At 60.3% G+C, this 20348-nt stretch carries 20 protein-coding genes and 4 pseudogenes; 16 read left to right on the top strand and 8 right to left on the bottom strand.

The annotated features are described in order from the left end of the window. Positions 1 to 29 precede the first annotated feature (29 nt). The gene (locus ABLV04_RS17930; protein WP_147733696.1) at positions 30 to 893 is read left to right on the top strand and encodes a MurR/RpiR family transcriptional regulator; all 864 of its coding nucleotides are present in this window, start codon (positions 30 to 32) and stop codon (positions 891 to 893) included. Here the strand turns inward: ABLV04_RS17930 and ABLV04_RS17935 are convergent. From ABLV04_RS17935 to ABLV04_RS17955, 5 genes are all read right to left on the bottom strand, one after another. Further along, the gene (locus ABLV04_RS17935; RefSeq protein WP_023291861.1) at positions 890 to 1489 is read right to left on the bottom strand and encodes a 2-dehydro-3-deoxy-6-phosphogalactonate aldolase; all 600 of its coding nucleotides are present in this window, start codon (positions 1487 to 1489) and stop codon (positions 890 to 892) included. The two genes, ABLV04_RS17930 and ABLV04_RS17935, sit on opposite strands and share 4 nt — an antisense overlap. Continuing rightward, complete coding sequence (locus ABLV04_RS17940) at positions 1476 to 2348, bottom strand: 2-dehydro-3-deoxygalactonokinase (protein WP_348815998.1); 873 nt, start codon at positions 2346 to 2348, stop codon at positions 1476 to 1478. Before ABLV04_RS17940 ends, ABLV04_RS17935 begins: the two co-directional genes overlap by 14 nt. Further along, entirely contained in the window at positions 2345 to 3829 is a 1485-nt protein-coding gene (locus ABLV04_RS17945; protein WP_348816000.1) for a sodium:solute symporter family protein, read from the bottom strand. The genes ABLV04_RS17940 and ABLV04_RS17945 overlap by 4 nt, the downstream gene beginning before the upstream one ends. A 102-nt stretch (positions 3830 to 3931) precedes the next feature. Then, entirely contained in the window at positions 3932 to 4324 is a 393-nt protein-coding gene (locus ABLV04_RS17950) for a RidA family protein (RefSeq protein ID WP_004204205.1), read from the bottom strand. A gap of 10 nt (positions 4325 to 4334) precedes the next feature. Beyond that, the gene (locus tag ABLV04_RS17955) at positions 4335 to 5774 is read right to left on the bottom strand and encodes a D-aminoacylase (RefSeq protein ID WP_072421109.1); all 1440 of its coding nucleotides are present in this window, start codon (positions 5772 to 5774) and stop codon (positions 4335 to 4337) included. Between ABLV04_RS17955 and ABLV04_RS17960 the strand changes: the two genes are divergently transcribed. Together ABLV04_RS17960 and ABLV04_RS17965 are read left to right on the top strand one after the other, a co-directional pair. Further along, positions 5752 to 5898 (top strand): hypothetical protein, encoded by a 147-nt coding sequence (locus tag ABLV04_RS17960; protein ID WP_048296605.1) that lies wholly within the window; start codon positions 5752 to 5754, stop codon positions 5896 to 5898. The genes ABLV04_RS17955 and ABLV04_RS17960 overlap by 23 nt on opposite strands. Positions 5899 to 5974: 76 nt before the next feature. Beyond that, positions 5975 to 7195: an amino acid deaminase gene (locus tag ABLV04_RS17965; RefSeq protein WP_348816002.1), complete on the top strand. Its 1221-nt coding sequence runs from the start codon at positions 5975 to 5977 to the stop codon at positions 7193 to 7195. A 207-nt stretch (positions 7196 to 7402) separates the two neighbouring features. Here the strand turns inward: ABLV04_RS17965 and ABLV04_RS17970 are convergent, their stop codons facing one another. Together ABLV04_RS17970 and ABLV04_RS17975 are read right to left on the bottom strand one after the other, a co-directional pair. After that, positions 7403 to 8419 (bottom strand): Ldh family oxidoreductase, encoded by a 1017-nt coding sequence (locus tag ABLV04_RS17970; RefSeq protein WP_048296600.1) that lies wholly within the window; start codon positions 8417 to 8419, stop codon positions 7403 to 7405. Between the two features lie 11 nt (positions 8420 to 8430). Then, positions 8431 to 8838: pseudogene (locus ABLV04_RS17975) on the bottom strand (aspartate:proton symporter); the annotation flags it as partial. On the opposite strand from ABLV04_RS17975, the pseudogene ABLV04_RS17980 reads away from it, so the two are divergent. Beyond that, a pseudogene (locus ABLV04_RS17980) lies at positions 8834 to 9147 on the top strand (hypothetical protein); the annotation flags it as partial. The pseudogenes ABLV04_RS17975 and ABLV04_RS17980 overlap by 5 nt on opposite strands. A 3-nt stretch (positions 9148 to 9150) precedes the next feature. Here the strand turns inward: ABLV04_RS17980 and hpaR are convergent. Then, positions 9151 to 9591, bottom strand: a complete 441-nt coding sequence (gene hpaR / locus ABLV04_RS17985; protein ID WP_002887503.1) for a homoprotocatechuate degradation operon regulator HpaR — start codon at positions 9589 to 9591, stop codon at positions 9151 to 9153. 64 nt (positions 9592 to 9655) lie between these two features. Here hpaR and ABLV04_RS17990 point away from each other — a divergent pair. The 12 genes and pseudogenes from ABLV04_RS17990 to ABLV04_RS18045 all read left to right on the top strand — a co-directional run bounded on the left by ABLV04_RS17990 (position 9656) and on the right by ABLV04_RS18045 (position 20301). After that, positions 9656 to 9820 (top strand): annotated as a pseudogene (locus ABLV04_RS17990) (hypothetical protein). A gap of 57 nt (positions 9821 to 9877) precedes the next feature. Next, positions 9878 to 10489: pseudogene (locus ABLV04_RS17995) on the top strand (fumarylacetoacetate hydrolase family protein); the annotation flags it as partial. Positions 10490 to 10506: 17 nt separating this feature from the next. Continuing rightward, complete coding sequence (locus ABLV04_RS18000) at positions 10507 to 11271, top strand: fumarylacetoacetate hydrolase family protein (protein WP_348816005.1); 765 nt, start codon at positions 10507 to 10509, stop codon at positions 11269 to 11271. Continuing rightward, positions 11268 to 12734, top strand: coding sequence for a 5-carboxymethyl-2-hydroxymuconate semialdehyde dehydrogenase (gene hpaE / locus ABLV04_RS18005; protein ID WP_348816007.1), 1467 nt, complete (start codon positions 11268 to 11270; stop codon positions 12732 to 12734). The genes ABLV04_RS18000 and hpaE overlap by 4 nt, the downstream gene beginning before the upstream one ends. 1 nt (position 12735) lies before the next feature. Continuing rightward, positions 12736 to 13593: a 3,4-dihydroxyphenylacetate 2,3-dioxygenase gene (hpaD, locus tag ABLV04_RS18010; RefSeq protein ID WP_002887492.1), complete on the top strand. Its 858-nt coding sequence runs from the start codon at positions 12736 to 12738 to the stop codon at positions 13591 to 13593. A gap of 9 nt (positions 13594 to 13602) precedes the next feature. Continuing rightward, positions 13603 to 13983, top strand: a complete 381-nt coding sequence (locus ABLV04_RS18015) for a 5-carboxymethyl-2-hydroxymuconate Delta-isomerase (protein WP_023291850.1) — start codon at positions 13603 to 13605, stop codon at positions 13981 to 13983. Between the two features lie 108 nt (positions 13984 to 14091). Then, complete coding sequence (gene hpaH / locus ABLV04_RS18020; protein WP_002887487.1) at positions 14092 to 14895, top strand: 2-oxo-hept-4-ene-1,7-dioate hydratase; 804 nt, start codon at positions 14092 to 14094, stop codon at positions 14893 to 14895. A 10-nt stretch (positions 14896 to 14905) separates the two neighbouring features. Beyond that, positions 14906 to 15703, top strand: a complete 798-nt coding sequence (gene hpaI, locus ABLV04_RS18025) for a 4-hydroxy-2-oxoheptanedioate aldolase (RefSeq protein ID WP_044525283.1) — start codon at positions 14906 to 14908, stop codon at positions 15701 to 15703. A gap of 21 nt (positions 15704 to 15724) precedes the next feature. Then, positions 15725 to 17083: a 4-hydroxyphenylacetate permease gene (hpaX, locus tag ABLV04_RS18030; protein WP_023291848.1), complete on the top strand. Its 1359-nt coding sequence runs from the start codon at positions 15725 to 15727 to the stop codon at positions 17081 to 17083. A 9-nt stretch (positions 17084 to 17092) separates the two neighbouring features. Beyond that, complete coding sequence (gene hpaA / locus ABLV04_RS18035; RefSeq protein ID WP_023291847.1) at positions 17093 to 17983, top strand: 4-hydroxyphenylacetate catabolism regulatory protein HpaA; 891 nt, start codon at positions 17093 to 17095, stop codon at positions 17981 to 17983. 223 nt (positions 17984 to 18206) lie between these two features. Beyond that, the gene (hpaB, locus tag ABLV04_RS18040) at positions 18207 to 19769 is read left to right on the top strand and encodes a 4-hydroxyphenylacetate 3-monooxygenase, oxygenase component (RefSeq protein ID WP_048336347.1); all 1563 of its coding nucleotides are present in this window, start codon (positions 18207 to 18209) and stop codon (positions 19767 to 19769) included. Positions 19770 to 19788: 19 nt separating this feature from the next. Then, positions 19789 to 20301, top strand: coding sequence for a 4-hydroxyphenylacetate 3-monooxygenase reductase subunit (locus ABLV04_RS18045; RefSeq protein WP_023291846.1), 513 nt, complete (start codon positions 19789 to 19791; stop codon positions 20299 to 20301). Positions 20302 to 20348 lie beyond the last annotated feature (47 nt).

Consider the following 20348-nt stretch of genomic DNA (forward strand, 5'->3'; position numbering starts at 1 on the left):
CCAATCAAAACTTACCTGTTGCTACCCGTATGTCCTGGTCAATCGATATTATTTCCTGTATTACCGATCGCTTTGTGGAGCTCACGGCGACCGAAAAGCGCATCGCGCAGTTTATTCTCGATGATGTCGCGGCGGCGGCGGAGCTACCCATCGCCGAGATAGCGCGCCTGACTCAGACCAGCCAGGCGTCGGTCACCCGTTTTGCCCGGGCGCTCGGCTGTAAAGACGTCCGTGAGCTGAAGATGAAGCTTGCGCAATCCCTTGCGGTCGGCCAGCGGTTTATCCTCGATGTTCCGGACCTCGAAGGCGTACAGGGGATCTATGAGTCAATCATCAGCGTGCTGGAGACCAATCGCCGGGCGCTGGATATCGAGGCGTTGAAGCGTGCGGTGAGCTGGTTGAGTGCAGCGCGGCAGATCCTCGCCCTTGGAATGGGCGGCGGGTCAACCATCTGCGCTCAGGAGATTCAATATCGCCTGTTTCGTCTTGGACTTCCGGTCGTCAGTCAGAGCGACGGTCTGCTGGTACGCATGATGAGCTCGGCGGTGACGCCGCAGGATGTAGTGATTGTGCTGTCTCTGGGCGGCTATACCCCGGAGATCATCGAGAGCGCGGCGATTGCCAGCCAGTACGGCGCGAAGGTCATTGCGATTACCCCCGCCGGGACGCCGCTGGCTGAGCAGGCGGATCTGGTGCTGCCGCTGAAGGTGCGGGAAAACGACTATATCTTCAAGCCCAGCACTTCGCGTTATGCGATGCTGGCGATGGTCGATGTGCTGGCCACCGAACTGGCGATGGCCAACAAAACTCAGGCAAAAGGCAAATTACGTCGTATTAAGCTGGCCCTCGACAGCCACCGCGGCGGCGTCGATCGCCAGCCTCTTGGCGACTAGCCACCGGCAGCGGCGATAAACCTCTCGGCCTGCAGGCGGGTACGTTCCACGGCCTGTCCGGCGCGATACAGATCGCTGCCCAGGCCGGCTCCGGCGCACCCAGCCCGCATCCAGGTTGCCAGATTTTCCGGCGTCACACCGCCCACCGCCAGCACCGGCACCTCCGACGGCAGCACCGCTTTCAGCGCCCGAATGTAGTCCGGACCGAAAGCAGAAGACGGAAATATCTTCAGCCACTGCGCCCCGGCATCCAGCGCGTTAAACGCCTCAGTCGCGGTGGCGCATCCGGCACAAACCTGCATTCCGTGCGCCACTGCCTGACGGATCACCGCAGGCTGGGTATTCGGCGTCACGATAAGCTTCGCCCCGGCCTCAGCGAGAAAATCGACCTGTTCCACGCGCAGTACCGTTCCCGCGCCTATCATCGCCTGCTCGCCAAACCGCGCAACCATCTGCGGAATACTCTGCTGCCAGTCTGGCGAATTGAGCGGGATTTCGATATAGCGAAAGCCTGCATTGATTAGCGTCTCAATATGATCTGCCGCCTCAGCGGGTTGAATGCCGCGTAAAATCGCCACCAGCTTAATCTTGTTCATGCATTATCCTCGCCATGCCAGCCAGCAATGCCTCATCGCCACTGCAGCTGTTAACCGTCATTCCGCGCGCCTTCATCGCCCGACCGTAGCGGGCATTCAGCGCCGGGTCGCCAACCAGCGTGACGGCAGAAGCACGGAAACGCTGCCCCAGGGTCGCCACCTCCGCGCCAATCAGCAGCCCGGAGAGATAATCGCTGACCGAGCTCGCCGCCAGACCGCCCAGCACCCGGGCGGCCCTGGCGACAAACAGTTCGCTAATCAGCGACGGCTGCGCCAGCCCTTTTTCCAGCCCCCGTTCAAACGCCGCCTCGTCCGGCTGCTGGGCAGGCAGCCCTTTGCCGATCAGCGATTGCGTCATCAGCAGATGATGCAGTTCGCCGGTCATCGCCGTGGCAAAATAACGCACCGCGCCGCCCGCCACCTGGACCCATTTGCAGTGGGTGCCCGGCAGCACGTAACACTCCGTCGGCGCCAGCTGGCAGGCCCCCAGCAGCTGCGTCTCTTCGCCGCGCATCACGTTGAAATCCCGGTCCTGTTCAATCTTGAGGCCGGGAATAATCCACACGCCTTCAGCAATGGCGCATAGCTGCCGCCCGGGGGCGTCGATCGCCGCCGGACAGTCCAGATACGGCACCGCCTGCCAGCCCGCGTCGCTGCCGATCATCCCGGCCATCAGCACCGGCAGCGCCTGTGCGCCGCGCCAGGGGGCCAAATGCTCCGCGAATACATCGGCAGGCGATCGTCCGTTCAGGCGGGTAATACCCAGCGGCAGCTGCTTCGTTTCGACGCACTGGCCGTTGCGAATCAGCCAGCCGCGCAGCTGGGTAGAGCCCCAGTCGACGGCAATATAATCCTTCATTGTGCTTCTCCTGAGACCTGCACCGCCGTCTTCGCCGGGATCGCCTCCCCTTCCCGCTCCTGGGTAATCATTTCCAGCGCCTGCTGACGGCTGATTTTGCTGGCTGGCGTCATGACGGTGACAAAAATAGCGGAAACAAAGCTGCCAACGACCGACGGAATGCACGGATTGCCCCAGTAAGCCAGCCAGTCGGCCTTAACCAGAACCACAATAGACACCAGCATGCCGCTCAGCAGCGCGGTGAGCGCCCCCTGCCAGTTAAAGCGCAGCCAGAAGCGGCCGAGAATGGAACAGACGAAGAGCCCGGACATCAGCATGGAGATCATTTTGGTGATATAGCTGATGATATCGTTCGAGGTCAGGGCGAAGATCATCGCCAGGCCGATGACGAACGCCAGCATCCAGCGAGAGAGCGTTATCGCCTTATGCGCCGGCGGCATTTTTCCGGTAACGAGGGTATAGACATCCCGCATCATGATGGCCACGGCGGCTATCGCATCGGAGCTGGCCGAAGACATGGTGGCGGAAAGTCCGGCAATCAGGACCACCAGCCCGAGGATCGCCGGTAAGAAGCTGGTGGCGAACAGGAAGGCGTAGTTACTGTTCTCAAGATTGGGGTTCATCGTCCAGGCCGCCATGCCGATGATCGCCGGCAGCACCGAGAAAAACAGATACAGCACGCCGGTATAGACAAACGAGCGCCGCACCGAAGAGACGTCTTTTCCCGAGTAAATACGCTGGCGATAGGAAGGGGTCGCCAGCACGCCGACGCCGATGACCATCGCCAGCGATAGCGCCGGAATGGTCCCCAACTTATCGACCGCAAACAGGCTCATCGCCTTGGGATCCATTGCCTGAACGATGGCATCCCATCCCCCGACGTGAACCACCGCCAGAATCGCCATCAGGATAAAACCGAAAAACAGAATTAATGCCTGAATGGTGTCTGTCCACACCACAGCAGAATAACCGCCGATAATGACGTAAATCGCAAACGCCATGGCAATAATAATTTTTGCCACCGTCAGATTAATTCCTGTCGCCCTGGCTAAATACATACTCCCGCCAAGAATATGCGCCCCCAGCCAGCCAATTGAGGCAATAAATATCATTATCCCGACGAGGTTTTTAATTAAATGGCTGCCACCAGTGTAATAAGAAAGCTCTTCGCTCATGGTCATAAAGCGCAGCTTGCGCACCGGCGCAAACAGCCAGGCCACCAGTAAAATACCGATGGCGCCGCCCACGCCGTAGAGCATCCCGGCCCATCCATTGCTGTAGCCGAAGCCGACAGCGCCCATGCTTGAACCGGTTCCCACCATGGTCGCCACGGTAGACCCCAGCGTCAGGAACAGCGGCAAAGAACGGCCGCCGAGTAAAAAATCCTCACCGCTTTTTTGATGACGGGACACGTACCAGCCAAGCCAAATCATGGCCAACGCGTAAATAATAAAGCCGACTAAAAAGACATGACTATTCATAATTCACATCCTGCCAGTTAATTTTGTAAAGGTAAAAGGCTACGAAGCGCTGAATTATTTCAGCGCTCAAAATGACTGTTTATATTTCTGGTTACTAACTTTTTATGCGCGAGAAGCGTTATAACAGGTCACATCCACTTCGACTTTACAATCCACCACCAGGTCCGCTACGCAGCAGATGCGGGCAGGCGGGTTGTCGCCAAAGAACTCGCGGAAGACTTTATTGAAAGACTGAAAATAGCGCGCATCGGTGAGGATCACTTTAACATGCACCACGTCGGCCAGGGTGTAGCCCGCTTCGGTCATGATATCTACGCAGTTCTGAATCGCCAGACGCGACTGGTCGACAATCCCGCCTTCCACCACTTCCCCGTCCTTCATCGGCGTCTGGCCGGAGACGTACAGCCAGCCTCCCGCTTCCACCGCCCGCGCGAACGGCAGGTGCTGCCCGCCGGTACCGGTACCGCCCTCTACGCCATAACGTTTAATACTCATTTTTCACTCCTCAGTTCATTCGGCGGCGCAGGAAACGCCCCGCGCGCCCGATAATCTTTTTGTCGCTGCCGTAGCTCATCACGCCGTTAACCATCACCGCCTCAATACCGTCCGCCGGACGTTTCGGGTCGGAGAAACTGGCGACATCGCGCACCGTCAGCGGGTCAAACAGCACCAGGTCGGCGTAGTAGCCCACTTTTACCAGCCCACGATCCGCCAGCTGGAAGCGCGCCGACGACAGCCCGGTCATTTTGTGGATCGCGGTAGTCAGCGGAAACAGGCGTTCATCGCGGCAGTAGTGGCCCAGGACCCGCGGAAACGCGCCCCACAGCCGCGGATGCGGCATCGGGTCGTTCGGCAGCCCGTCGGAGCCAATCATGGTCACCGGATAACCCAGCACCCGCCGTACGTCCTGCTCGTCCATGTTGTAATAAATAGCGCCTGCCGGCATCAGCCGCGCCGCGGCGTCGTGCAGGCTCACCTGCCATTCATCGGCGATCTGCTGCAGCGTTTTTCCGGCCTGCTCGGGCTGTGCTTCCGACCAGGTGATGACGATATCGAACTCATCGGTGACCTGCTTCATATCCAGCGTCGACGAGCTGGCGGAATAGGGGTAACAGTCGCAGGCGATCTCCTGGCGCTGGCGCATCTCATCGAAGAAAGCCAGCGTCTCCTTCGTGCGACCCCAGTTTTTCGCGCCGGCGCACTTATGGTGCGAGACCACCACCGGCACGTTGCCGTGGCGACCAATACGGAACGCCTCGTCGAGCGCCTCCAGAATCGGCTCGAACTCCGAACGCAGGTGGGTGGTGTAAATTCCCCCCTCTGCCGTCAACTCCTCAGCGAGCGCCATCACTTCTTCGGTGGTCGACTGGAAGGCGCTGGCGTAGGCAAGTCCCGTGCTCAGTCCTAAAGCGCCCTGCCGCAGCGCATCGCGCAACTGTATGCGCATGCCGGCGATTTCCGTCTCGCTCGCCGGGCGGAACAGGTCATCCATATGGTTATTACGCAGCGCGGTGTGCCCAATCAGCGTCCCGACGTTAAGCGAGGGTCGCGCCGCCTCTACCGCATGGGCATAGGCTTCGACGGTGGGATAGATAAAGTGCTGTCGTTCGCCGAGAAGATTCATCGGGTCCGGCACCTCGCCGCGCATGGTGGCGGTTGCCGCGCTGATCCCACAGTTGCCGACGATCACGGTTGTCACCCCCTGGCTGAGCTTAGGCAGATACTCCGGCATGCGGATGACGTTGATATCGTCATGGGTGTGAACATCGATAAAGCCAGGCGCCAGTACCCGCCCCTGGCCATCAATCACCTGCTCCGCCGCGACGTCAAGCGCCGGGGCGATAGCCATTATTCGGTCGCCCTTCACCGCCACATCGGCACGGTATTGCGGCCCGCCGCTCCCGTCGATCACCGTGACGTTTTTGAAAAGCCAGTCAACTTTCATAGCAATTACTCCCTTTCGACATACCGACAAGTTAACCATTTACAAGTGCAAAAAACAGTGGAAAACTACGCAAAAACCAGATCATTTTGTGATACTTTTATTCAAAAGAAACAACAATTATTAATTAAAAGCATTATTATCAAAGAGTTATAAATGATACCCAGTAACTCACCGATTATAAACCCTGAAAGGATAGTGTTATGAAATACCATTCAGCACCGCTCATTCCGCACAAATCCGCCCTCATGTCCGCGCCGGCTAATCTGCTGGCGGAAGAGGGCTGTCTGCCTGCCGCGCTGCTAAATAAGTCGGCGCTGGAAAATAATATTTCATGGATGCAGCGCTACGCCGATGCCCGCGGCGTATCGCTGGCGCCGCATGGTAAAACGACAATGACGCCATGGATATTTCAGGCGCAGCAGCGAGCGGGAGCGTGGGGGATTGGCGTGGGCAGCGCCTGGCAGGCCAGCGCGGCGATGGCCAGCGGCATCCAGCGCGTCCTGATGGTCAATCAGCTGGTCGGTAAGGCCAATATGCAGGTGGTCGCGCAGCTAAAAGCCCACTACCGGGCAGTGGATTTTATCTGCTGTGTCGATAGCGAGGCCAACGTGCGCGCCCTCTCCGCGTTCTTCGCCGCCCAGGGACAAACGCTGGATGTGCTGATTGAACTTGGCGTGCCGGGCGGGCGCTGCGGCTGTCGTAGCGTGGATGACGCGCTGGCATTGGCGCAGCGGGTCAGCGACCTGCCGGGGCTACGGCTACGCGGTCTGGAATTGTATGAAGGGGTCCTGCACGGCGACGATCCGCAACCGCAGGTGGAAGCGCTATTACAACAGGCTGCAGCGCTAGCCTGCCGCATGGAGCCGCTGGTTGACGGCGAATTTATTCTCACCGGCGCGGGCACCGTCTGGTATGACGTGGTGTGCAACATCTGGCTGGCGGCGGCAAAACCGCGCCGCTGCCGTATCGTCATTCGCCCTGGCTGTTATATCACCCACGATCGCGGGATCTACGATCTCGCCCAACAAGCGCTGATCGCCCGCGATCCGATTGCCTGCGATCTCGCCGGCGATCTCACTTCAGCGCTGGAGCTGATGGCAATGGTGCAATCGGTGCCGGAGGCAGATCGTGCGGTGGTGAATTTCGGCAAGCGCGACTGCGCTTTCGACGCCGGGCTGCCGCAGCCGATCGCCCATTATCGTCACGGCAGGGAGTTAGCGCTGCGCGCTGAGTCGATCGTCAGCATCGGCATCATGGATCAGCACTGTATGCTGCGCCTGGCGCCGGGCAGCGATGTGCAGGTCGGCGATATTCTGCTGTTCGGCACCTCGCACCCCTGTCTGACCTTTGATAAGTGGAAGACGTTGCTGCTGGTCGATGACGACTACAACGTGCTGGACGAGCTCGACACGCTGTTTTGACAGGCATCCCGGGTGGCGGCGCTTCGCGCCTTACCCGGGCTACACAATCCGCGACGTTCGGTAGCCCGGCTAAACGTAGCGCAAGCCGGGGGATGCCCCGGTGGCGGCGCTTCGCGCCTTGCCCGGGCTACACAACCCGCGACGTTCGGTAGCCCGGCTAAGCGTAGCGCAAGCCGGGGGATGTCCCGGGGGACGGCGATTCGCGCCTTACCCGCCCTGGCGCAAGGCGCAAATCTCATCATGCAATGAACGGCTGATGGCGACCCCCTGCCGCTCACTCTGCTGGCGGCAGGCGAAACGCCGCTCTCCCGGTAACCGTGCCCCTTGCTCCTGCATCCCTCTGAACAGGGTTTCGGCGCGCGCCAGCTGCTCCTGTGCCTGCGCGCCGAGAAAACGCTGCGGATCCAGCGCCAGAATCAGTTCTCCGCCGTAGGGTAAACCGCCCGCGCCGTTATCCCACGCCAGCGATTCGGCGCTGGTCATATCGCCGATAAGCGGCCCGGCCAGCAGCTCAACCATTGCCGCCAGCGCCGAGCCCTTATGGCCGCCGAAGGTTAACATCGCGCCGTTCAGTACCTCTGTGGCATCGGTAGTCGGCTGCCCCTGGCTGTCGATTCCCCACCCTTCCGGTAGCGCTTTGCCGGCGCGCTGATGCAGCTGGATCTCGCCGCGCGCCGCGGCGCTGGTCGCCATATCAACAATAAACGGCGGCTCCTCCCGCCGCGGCCAGCCAAAGGCGATAGGGTTGGTGCCGAACAGCGGACGGGTGCCGCCCGCCGGGGCGACCCAGGCATGGCTTGGCGTACAGGCCAGCCCCACCAGCCCTGCCTCAGTCAACGGCTCAATATCGGCAAACAACGCGGAAAAATGGACGCAGCGGTTAATCGCCAGCGCCGCAATACCGCTGTGCCGCGCTTTCTCCAGCAGCAGCGGCAGCGCGCGTTCGTAGGCCAGCAGCGAAAAGGCGCCCCCGGCATCCGCCCGCACAATCGCCGGCGCCTGGTCGTGGATCTGCGGCTCGGCATCAGGCGAAACCTTACCTTTACGCAAGGTATCGACAATGCCCAACAGCCGCCACAGGCCGTGGGAAGCGCAGCCGTCGCGCTCCCCGGCAGCCACGTTACGGGCGATGGCCGCCGCGTGGTCGGCGCTGAATCCATTGGCGCTGAGCACCGCCAGCGCCAGGTCATAAGCTTCTGGTAACGATAGAGTTACCGACCCCATACTGTTCTCCTTTACTCTTCTTCGTCTCCGCTAAAATTAGCCTGCGGCAGACAGCTGCGCGCGCCCCAGTAATAAATCCCCAGCGACATCGCCGCCACCAGCACCGTATCCCAGGGGTGACCAATAACATTAAGCCCGCCGAAGCTGCCCAGCCAGGAAAAGAGGATAATCAACGCATAAAAAGCGATCAGCCACAGCGAAGACTTCACCTGCTGCGCCAGGCTCACGGTATGTTCCGGCACCTTGCCTTTGCACATCACATACACCACAAACATCACGATCTGCAGCCCCAGCAGCCACGAGAGCGTATTCCAGCCGGACCAGTAGACGATCAGCGCCGAGACCATAAACGACACCGGGCCGATGATGCCGAAGGCGCGCACGCGGAACGGCCGCGGCAGATCCGGGGCGTTGCGGCGCGGCGTCGAGCGGACTGTCGCCTGCGATCGGCTACGGGCTGGTGCCCAATATCGAGACGGAGCTGCTGTTCGGTTGCGCCACGGCGCAGGAGGCGATCCAGGTTAACCGCTGGCAGCAGACCAGCCTCGCGGATATTTACGCCGCCGGGGAGTACACCGGTTTCGGCGGGAGCGAGCTGGCCCAGGCGTTATTTGCCCGCCAGCGCCCGCTGGCTGTATGGCTGGCCGCTGCCGCAGCCGAGAGAGCCGCTGTCTCCCGCCCGTGCGGAAACGCTTATTGCCCTCGCCAGGCTGAGCGCCGAGCCGTAACCGCTACTCTTCTTCATCACCGCGCCCGGCAGGGACGCCAAGCGCAATAAACTCCTCCAGCAGCGAGGTCAGTTGCTGCAGCTTTTCAGTAGTGAACTGAGCCTCCAGCAGGCGATAGGTTTCTTCCACCTCCGCCTGGGCGCTTTCGTACAGCGCGGTTCCGGCAGGCGTCAGCGAGACGTACAGCTTGCGCTGATCGTTAACCGGCTTCAGCCGCAGCACCAGTCCATCCCGCTCCATGCGCGTCAAAATCCCGGTCAGACTGGGGCGCAGAATACAGGCGCGAAAAGCCAGATCGTGAAAGTCCATTGACGGACGTTCGGCGAGGATACGCACGATCCGCCACTGCTGTTCGGTGAGATTGTGTCGTTTGACGATCGGTCGAAAGTAGGCCATCGCCGCTTCACGCGCCTGCAACAAGGCAATGGTTAATGAATCATGCATAGTATCCCCTCAACGGCCTCATCTAAAACTTATTAACAACTTAATAATTAGCTTTAATCCTGCCATGTACAACCGATTTCTGCACCTGAAAAGTACCAGCCTTTCTCAGAAAAATATTCAACTATTTGATTAATAACGAATAAGTTATTGATGTGTAAATATTGTGTTAATCCGATCACAAAACATTCACTTCCAGTTGCTAAACCTCATCGCAAAGCATAAAAGATGATCATTAATATATTAACGAAATCCCTTTGAACCGAAATCAGTCCCAGAGGAGTGGTGAATGAAAGGTACCATCTTCGCCGTTGCGCTCAATCATCGCAGCCAGCTCGACGCCTGGCGCGAGGCGTTTCAACAGGCCCCCTACAAAACGCCGCCGAAAACCGCGGTCTGGTTTATCAAGCCGCGCAATACCGTGATTGGCGATGGCGAGGCGATCCCCTATCCGCAGGGCGAAACCGTGCAAAGCGGCGCCACCGTGGCGCTGATTGTCGGCAAAACCGCGCGCAAGGTGGCGGCGGAAGAGGCAGCGAACTATATCGCCGGCTACGCGCTGGCGAACGACGTCAGCCTGCCGGAAGAGAGTTTTTATCGCCCGGCGATCAAGGCCAAGTGCCGCGATGGTTTCTGCCCCGTCGGCGCGCTGTCGCCGGTGCGCAACGTCGATAACCTGACCATCATCACCGAAATCAACGGCCGCGAAGCGGACAGCTGGCATACCGGCGATCTGCAGCGTAACGCCGCGCAGCTGCTGAGCGCCTTGAGCGAATTCGCCACTCTCAATCCCGGCGACGCGATCCTCATCGGTACGCCCCACTCCCGCGTTACGCTGAGTCCCGGCGATCGCGTACGCATTCTCGCCGAGGGCTTCCCGGCGCTGGAAAACCCGGTTGTCGCAGAAGGAGAGCTGGCATGAAACAGGCACGTATTGAATGGCAGGGACAGGTACGCGATGCGGTGGTCGATGAACGCGACCAGGTGCGCCTGGACGATGGCACGGAATTGAAAGAAGGTGAATTCCGCTGGCTACCGCCCGCCGACGGCACGCTGTTCGCGCTGGGGCTGAACTACGCCGACCACGCCAGCGAGCTGGCGTTTAAGCCGCCAACCGAGCCGCTGGTGTTTATCAAAGCGCCAAACACCTTTACTGGCCACCAGCAGCAGTCGGTACGCCCGGATAACGTGGAATACATGCACTACGAAGCTGAACTGGTGGTGGTGATCGGTAAAACCGCCCGCCGCGTCAGCGAAGCCGAGGCCATGGACTATGTCGCCGGCTATACCGTCTGCAATGACTACGCGATCCGCGACTATCTGGAAAACTACTACCGGCCAAACCTGCGGGTGAAAAGCCGCGATACCCTGACGCCGATCGGCCCGTGGATCGTCGGCAAAGAGGCGATCCCGGATCCGCATAATCTGGCCCTGCGCACCTGGGTCAATGGCGAGCTGCGCCAGCAGGGCACCACCGCCGATCTGATCTTCAGCATCCCGTTTCTCATCGCTTACTTAAGCGAATTTATGACCCTGCAACCGGGCGACATGATCGCCACCGGCACGCCGAAAGGGCTGTCCGACGTGGTGCCAGGCGACGAGGTGATCGTTGAAGTCGAGGGCGTGGGCCGCCTGGCCAACCATATCATCAGCCAGCAAGCGTATGAGGAGACACTGTCATGAAAAAGATTAACCATTGGATCAACGGTAAAAACGTTGCCGGCGCAGACTATTTTCATACCACCAACCCGGCCACCGGCGAAGTGCTGGCGGAAGTCGCCGCCGGCGGTGAAGCCGAAGTCCATCAGGCGGTAGCGGCGGCGAAAGAGGCCTTCCCGAAGTGGGCTAACCTGCCGATGAAAGAGCGCGCGCGTCTGATGCGCCGCCTCGGGGATCTGATCGACCAGAACGTCCCGGAGATCGCGGCGATGGAAACCGCCGATACCGGTCTGCCTATCCACCAGACCAAAAACGTGCTGATCCCGCGCGCCTCCCACAATTTCGAGTTTTTCGCCGAAGTGTGCCAGCAGATGAACGGTAAGACCTATCCGGTCGACGACAAGATGCTGAACTACACCCTGGTGCAGCCGGTGGGCGTCTGCGCGCTGGTGTCGCCGTGGAACGTGCCGTTTATGACCGCCACCTGGAAGGTGGCGCCGTGCCTGGCCTTGGGGAATACCGCGGTGCTGAAGATGTCCGAGCTGTCGCCGCTGACCGCCGACCGTCTGGGCGAACTGGCGCTGGAAGCGGGTATTCCGGCGGGGGTACTGAACGTGGTGCAGGGCTACGGCGCGACGGCGGGCGATGCGCTGGTACGCCACCATGACGTGCGCGCGGTATCGTTTACCGGCGGTACCGCCACCGGGCGCAACATCATGAAAAATGCCGGGCTGAAAAAGTACTCCATGGAGCTGGGCGGCAAATCGCCGGTGCTGATTTTCGAAGACGCCGATATTGAGCGCGCACTCGACGCCGCGCTGTTCACCATCTTCTCGATCAACGGCGAACGCTGCACCGCCGGCTCGCGCATTTTCATTCAGCAGAGCATCTACCCCGAGTTCGTTAAACGCTTCGCCGAGCGCGCTAACCGCCTGCGCGTCGGCGATCCAACCGACCCGAACACCCAGGTCGGCGCGCTGATTAGCCAGCAACATTGGGAGAAAGTCTCCGGCTATATCCGCCTCGGCATTGAAGAAGGGGCGACCCTGCTGGCCGGCGGCGCGGATAAACCGTCCGACCTGCCGGCGCATCTGAAAGCCGGCAATTTCCTGCGCCCGACGTTGCTGGCGGATGTCGACAACCGCATGCGCGTCGCGCAGGAAGAGATTTTTGGCCCGGTCGCCTGCCTGCTGCCGTTCAAAGACGAGGCGGAAGGGCTGCGCCTGGCGAACGATGTGGAATACGGCCTGGCGTCGTATATCTGGACCCAGGACGTCAGCAAAGTGCTGCGTCTGGCGCGCGGTATTGAAGCCGGGATGGTGTTCGTCAACACCCAGAACGTCCGCGACCTGCGTCAGCCGTTCGGCGGCGTGAAGGCCTCCGGCACCGGCCGCGAAGGCGGCGAGTACAGCTTTGAAGTGTTCGCCGAAATGAAAAACGTCTGCATCTCGATGGGCGACCATCCGATCCCGAAATGGGGAGTCTGATATGGGTAAGTTAGCGTTAGCAGCAAAAATCACTCACGTGCCGTCGATGTACCTGTCTGAGCTGCCGGGGAAAAACCACGGCTGCCGCCAGGGCGCTATCGACGGGCATAAAGAAATTGGCAAGCGCTGCCGGGAAATGGGCGTCGATACCATCATCGTGTTCGATACCCACTGGCTGGTCAACAGCGCCTACCACATCAACTGCGCCGACCATTTCCAGGGCGTCTACACCAGTAACGAACTGCCGCACTTTATTCGCGACATGACCTACGACTATGACGGCAACCCGGAGCTGGGTCAGCTCATCGCCGACGAGGCGGTGAAGCTCGGGGTACGCGCCAAAGCGCACAATATTCCGAGCCTGAAGCTGGAGTACGGCACCCTGGTGCCGATGCGCTACATGAACAGCGATAAGCACTTCAAGGTGGTGTCCATTTCCGCCTTCTGTACCGTTCACGACTTTGCCGACAGCCGCAGGCTGGGCGAAGCGATCCTCAAAGCCATTGAGAAATATGACGGCACCGTGGCGGTGCTGGCCAGCGGCTCGCTGTCGCACCGCTTTATCGACGATCAGCGTGCCGAAGAAGGCATGAACAGCTACACCCGCGAGTTCGATCATCAGATGGATGAGCGGGTGGTGAAGCTGTGGCGCGAGGGCAAATTTAAAGAGTTCTGCACCATGCTGCCGGAGTACGCCGACTACTGCTACGGCGAAGGCAACATGCACGACACGGTGATGCTGCTTGGCCTGCTGGGCTGGGATAAATACGACGGCAAGGTGGAGTTTATCACCGAGCTGTTCGCCAGCTCCGGCACCGGCCAGGTTAACGCCGTGTTCCCGCTGCCGGCGCAGGCGTAAGGAGGCCCCATGCCGCATTTTATCGCCGAATGTACCGACAACATCCGCGAGCAGGCCGATCTGCCTGGGCTGTTCGCCAAAGTCAACGAGGCGCTGGCCGCTACCGGCATCTTTCCGATCGGCGGGATCCGCAGCCGTGCCCACTGGCTGGATACCTGGCAGATGGCCGACGGCAGGCAGGATTACGCCTTTGTCCATATGACGCTGAAGATCGGTGCCGGGCGCAGCCTGGAGAGCCGTCAGGACGTGGGAGATATGCTGTTCGCGCTGATCAAATCCCACTTCGCGGCGCTGATGGAGAGCCGCTACCTGGCGCTGTCGTTCGCCATGGAAGAGCTCGATCCGACGCTGAACTACAAACAGAACAACGTGCACGCCTTATTTAAATAACGTGCAAATTGCCCGGTGGCGCTGCGCTTACCGGGCCTACAGCGGCCATGAATTTGTAGGCCGGATAAGCGAAGCGCCATCCGGCAATACAATGCCACAGGAATCACTATGCTCGATAAACAGACCCGAACCCTGATTGCCCAGCGGCTGAATCAGGCCGAAAAACAGCGTGAACAGATCCGCGCGATCTCGCTGGATTATCCGTCGATCACCATTGAGGACGCCTACGCCGTCCAGCGCGAGTGGGTCGAGATGAAGATCGCCGAAGGCCGCGTACTCAAAGGCCACAAGATCGGCCTGACCTCAAAAGCCATGCAGGCCAGCTCGCAGATCAGCGAGCCGGACTACGGCGCGCTGCTTGACGATATGTTCTTCCACGACGGCAGCGATATCCCCACCGACCGCTTTATCGTTCCGCGTATCGAAGTCGAGCTGGCGTTCGTGCTGGCCAAACCGCTGCGCGGCCCGAACTGCACCCTGTTTGATGTCTACAACGCCACCGACTACGTGATCCCGGCGCTGGAGCTGATTGACGCCCGCTGCCACAACATCGACCCGGAAACCCAGCGCCCGCGTAAAGTGTTCGACACCATTTCCGATAACGCCGCCAACGCCGGGGTGATCCTCGGCGGCCGCCCGATCAAGCCCGACGAGCTGGATCTGCGCTGGATCTCCGCCCTTCTGTATCGCAACGGCGTGATTGAGGAGACCGGCGTCGCCGCGGGGGTGCTCAATCACCCGGCCAACGGCGTGGCCTGGCTGGCCAACAAACTGGCGCCGTACGATGTCCAGCTCGAAGCCGGGCAAATCATCCTCGGCGGCTCCTTCACCCGTCCGGTCCCGGCGCGCAAGGGCGATACCTTCCACGTCGACTACGGCAACATGGGCGCCATCAGCTGCCGCTTTGTCTGAGGAGAGCAACATGAACAACGCTTTTAAAGCGGCGCTCAAGGCCGGGCGCCCGCAAATCGGCCTGTGGCTGGGGCTGTGCAGTAGCTACAGCGCCGAACTGCTGGCCGGCGCCGGCTTCGACTGGCTGCTGATCGACGGCGAACACGCGCCCAACAATGTGCAAACGGTGCTGACCCAGCTTCAGGCCATCGCCCCCTACCCCAGCCAGCCGGTGGTCCGCCCGTCGTGGAACGACCCGGTGCAGATCAAACAGCTGCTGGATATCGGCGCGCAAACCCTGCTGGTGCCCATGGTGCAGAACGCCGACGAAGCGCGGCTGGCAGTCAGAGCCACCCGCTACCCGCCCGCCGGCATTCGCGGCGTCGGCAGCGCGCTGGCCCGCGCCTCGCGCTGGAACCGGGTGCCGGATTATCTTCACCAGGCCAACGACGCCATGTGCGTCCTGGTACAGATTGAAACCCGCGAAGCGCTGAAAAATCTGCCGCAGATCCTCGATGTCGACGGCGTGGACGGCGTGTTTATCGGCCCGGCGGACCTCAGCGCCGATATGGGCCATGGCGGCAATCCGCAGCACCCGGAAGTGCAGGCCGCCATTGAACAGGCCATCCAGCAAATCCGTCAGGCCGGTAAGGCGCCGGGGATCCTGATGGCCAATGAAGCGCTGGCGAAGCGCTATCTCGAACTGGGCGCGCTGTTCGTCGCCGTCGGCGTCGATACCACCCTGCTGGCGCGCGGCGCAGAAGCGCTGGCGGCCCGTTTTACCCACACCGCAACGACCACAACCGATAACAATAAATCCGTCTATTGAACGGATAATGTGGAGCGCAACATGACTACCTCTACCCTGCAACACAATGATAATAAAGCCGTTGAAGTAGAAAACCGGGTGATCAAAAAGCTGTTCCGCCGCCTGATTACCTTCCTGTTTGTTCTCTTTGTTTTCTCATTTTTGGACCGCATTAATATCGGCTTCGCCGGCCTGACGATGGGCAAAGACCTTGGCCTGACCTCCACCATGTTCGGCCTGGCGGCGACGTTGTTCTACGTCACCTACGTGCTGTGCGGGATCCCCAGCAATATCATGCTGGCGAAAGTCGGCGCGCGCCGTTGGATCGCCGGAATTATGGTGGTCTGGGGGATCGCCTCGACCTGCACCATGTTCGCCACCAGCCCGCATACGCTGTACATCCTGCGCATGCTGGTCGGCATCGCCGAGGCTGGTTTTCTACCGGGCATCCTCGTCTATCTGACCTGGTGGTTCCCGGCCTACCATCGCGCCCGCGCCAACGCCCTGTTTATGATCGCCATGCCGGTGACCATGATGCTCGGCTCGATACTTTCCGGCTATATTCTGGCGCTCGACGGCCTGTGGAACCTGAAGGGCTGGCAGTGGCTGTTTCTGCTGGAAGGCCTGCCGTCGGTGGTGCTCGGCGTCGTCACCTGGTTCTTCCTCAACGACACGCCGGATAAAGCCAACTGGCTCGATAGCGAAGAAAAACAGGCGCTGAAGGCGATGATCGATCGTGAACGGGAAAATGCGGCGGTCGTTCCGGCTTCGCCGCGTTCCACGCTGCGCGAAGTCCTGACGCCAGCGGTGCTGATGTATACCCTGGCCTACTTCTGCCTGACCAATACCCTGAGCGCCATTAATATCTGGACGCCGCAGATCCTGCAGAGCTTCAACACCGGCAGTAGCAACATCATGATTGGCCTGCTGGCGGCGATCCCGCAGTTCTGCACTATTTTCGGCATGATCTGGTGGAGCCGCCGCTCCGACCGGCGCAAAGAGCGCAAAATGCATACCATCCTGCCCTACCTGTTCGCCGCGGCGGGTTGGCTGCTGGCTTCGGCCACTCACCACAGCCTGATCCAGCTGATCGGCATTATTATGGCTTCGGTGGGATCCTTTACCGCGATGGCCATTTTCTGGACCACCCCGGATCGGGTGATCAGCCTGCAGTCGCGCGCGGTGGCGCTGGCGGTAATCAACGCCATCGGCAACGTCGGCTCTGCCGTCAGCCCGCTGTTGATCGGCATTTTGCGCGATACCACCGGCAGCTTTAGCTCCGGGCTGTGGTTTGTCGCCGGGCTGCTGATTGTCGGCGCGCTGGTGCTCACCCGCATTCCAATGAGCCAGCGTGAGGACGCCGCCGCCGCGCCGGGCTTAGCGGCGCAAAAAGGCCACTAAGGAGCGGGTATGTGCCAGCATTCCATCGCCAATATCGATATCAATAAAGATTACGACGAGAGCCTGGGCACCGAGGAGGTGCACTATCAGTCGTTTTCCCGCATGGCGGCCTTTTTTGGCCGCGACATGCAGGCGCATCGCCACGACCGCTATTTCCAGATGCACTATCTTGATACCGGGCAGATTGAGCTGCAGCTTGATGACCATCGCTATTCGGTGCAGGCGCCATTGTTTGTGTTAACGCCGCCCTCGGTGCCGCACGCCTTTATTACCGAGTCCGATAGCGATGGCCATGTGCTGACGGTGCACGAAGAACTCATCTGGCCGCTGCTGGAGGTGCTCTATCCCGGCACGCGGGAGACCTTCGGCCTGCCGGGGATCTGCCTGTCGCTGGCGGATAAACCCGACGAGCTGGCGGCGCTGGCCCACTACTGGCAGCTGATCCGCCGGGAATCCACCGCCCAGTTGCCGGGGCGCGAGCACACCCTGGCGCTGCTGGCGCAGGCGGTCTTTACCCTGCTATTGCGTAACGCAAAGCTCGACGATCACGCCGCCAGCGGCATGCGCGGCGAGCTGAAGCTATTCCAGCGCTTTAACCAGATGATCGACAGCCACTACCATCAGCACTGGACGGTACCGGATTACGCCAGGGAGCTGCACCTGACCGAATCGCGGCTGACCGATATCTGTCGCCGCTTTGCCAACCGTTCGCCCAAACGGCTGATATTCGACCGCCAGCTGCGCGAGGCGAAGCGCCTGCTGTTGTTCTCCGATAGCGCCGTCAATGAGATAGCCTGGCAGCTGGGGTTTAAAGACCCCGCTTATTTTGCGCGTTTTTTTAGCCGCCAGGTCGGCTGCTCGCCCAGCAGCTACCGGGCGCAAAAAGTACCGGTATCGTAATTCCCCGCTGGCGCTGCGCCTGCCGGGCGATGGTCCACAGGTCGGTTCAGCGCCGCGCCAGCCGGCAAACGCTGCAGAGATCACAAAATTCACTCCCGCCTGAAAAGTACCCGTCGTTGTCGCAAACGTCCCTTCACGACAAGCGCAATAACCGCTTCAATTGAACAACAAAAACAAAACATATATTTAACATCATTTTCCGATAAATACTGAAGAGGCCCCTATGAAACCTGAAGATTTCCGCGCCGACGCGAAACGCCCGTTAACTGGCGAAGAGTATTTAAAAAGCCTGCAGGATGGCCGCGAAATTTATATCTATGGCGAGCGCGTGAAGGATGTCACCACCCACCCGGCCTTCCGTAACGCCGCGGCCTCCGTCGCTCAACTGTACGATGCGCTGCACAAACCGGAGATGCAGGATTCCCTGTGCTGGGGCACCGATACCGGCAGCGGCGGCTACACCCACAAATTCTTCCGCGTGGCGAAAAGCGCCGACGATCTGCGCCAGCAGCGCGACGCCATCGCCGAGTGGTCGCGCTTCAGCTACGGCTGGATGGGCCGCACCCCGGACTATAAAGCCGCCTTCGGCTGCGCGCTGGGCGCCAACCCGGCGTTTTACGGCCAGTTCGAGCAGAACGCCCGCAACTGGTACACCCGCATTCAGGAAACCGGCCTGTACTTTAACCATGCGATCGTCAACCCGCCGATCGACCGCCACAAGCCGGCCGATGAAGTGAAGGACGTCTACATCAAGCTGGAAAAAGAGACCGATGCCGGGATCATCGTCAGCGGCGCGAAAGTGGTCGCCACCAACTCGGCGCTGACCCACTACAACATGATCGGCTTCGGCTCCGCGCAGGTGATGGGCGAAAACCCGGACTTCGCGCTGATGTTCGTCGCGCCGATGGACGCCGAAGGCGTCAAGCTGATCTCCCGCGCCTCCTATGAGATGGTCGCCGGCGCGACCGGCTCCCCGTACGACTATCCGCTCTCCAGCCGTTTCGACGAGAACGACGCGATTCTGGTAATGGATAAAGTGCTGATCCCATGGGAGAACGTGCTGATTTATCGCGACTTTGACCGCTGCCGTCGCTGGACCATGGAGGGCGGTTTCGCCCGCATGTATCCGCTGCAGGCCTGCGTGCGCCTGGCGGTGAAACTGGACTTTATCACCGCCCTGCTGAAGCGTTCTCTGGAATGTACCGGTACCCTCGAATTCCGCGGCGTGCAGGCCGACCTTGGCGAAGTTGTGGCGTGGCGCAACATGTTCTGGGCGTTAAGCGATTCCATGTGCTCGGAAGCGACGCCGTGGGTCAACGGCGCATGGCTGCCGGATCACGCCGCGCTGCAGACCTATCGCGTGATGGCCCCAATGGCCTACGCCAAGATCAAGAACATCATCGAGCGCAACGTCACCAGCGGCCTGATTTATCTGCCGTCCAGCGCCCGCGATCTGAACAATCCGCAGATTGACCAGTATCTGGCGAAGTATGTGCGCGGCTCCAACGGTATGGATCACGTTGAACGTATCAAGATCCTCAAACTGATGTGGGACGCCATCGGCAGCGAGTTCGGCGGCCGCCACGAGCTGTATGAAATCAACTACTCCGGTAGCCAGGATGAGATTCGCCTGCAGTGTCTGCGCCAGGCGCAGAGCTCCGGCAATATGGACAAGATGATGGCGATGGTCGACCGCTGCCTGTCCGAGTACGACCAGAACGGCTGGACGGTGCCGCATCTGCACAATAACGCTGATATCAACATGTTGGATAAGCTGCTGAAGTAATTCGCAGCGGGAGGTCATAATGCAATTAGATGAACAACGCCTGCGTTTTCGCGATGCCATGGCCAGCCTGTCGGCGGCGGTTAACGTGGTCACCACCGCAGGCGAAGCCGGCCGCTGCGGGATAACCGCCACGGCGGTGTGCTCGGTGACGGATACGCCGCCCTCGGTGATGGTGTGTATCAACGCCAACAGCGCGATGAACCCGGTGTTTCAGGGCAACGGCAAGTTGTGCATCAACGTGCTGAACCATGAACAGGAAATCATGGCCCGTCATTTCGCCGGGATGACCGGGGTGACGATGGAAGAGCGTTTTGCCCTCAGCGGCTGGCAGCAGGGCGCGCTCGGGCAGCCGGTGTTGAAGGGGTCGCTGGCCAGTCTCGAAGGGGAGATTAGCCAGGTACAAACCATCGGCACCCACCTGGTCTATCTGGTTGAAATCAGGAACATAACCCTGAGCCAGCAGGGCCACGGGCTGATCTACTTTAAGCGCCGCTTCCACCCGGTAATGATGGAAATGGAAGTCGCAGTGTAATCGCCTTGTCTGCTCCTCCCCGGTTGGGGAGGAGCGTTAACCCACAG

This window comes from Klebsiella sp. JN_Kp127, assembly GCF_040062505.1.
Lineage (GTDB): Bacteria > Pseudomonadota > Gammaproteobacteria > Enterobacterales > Enterobacteriaceae > Klebsiella > Klebsiella quasipneumoniae.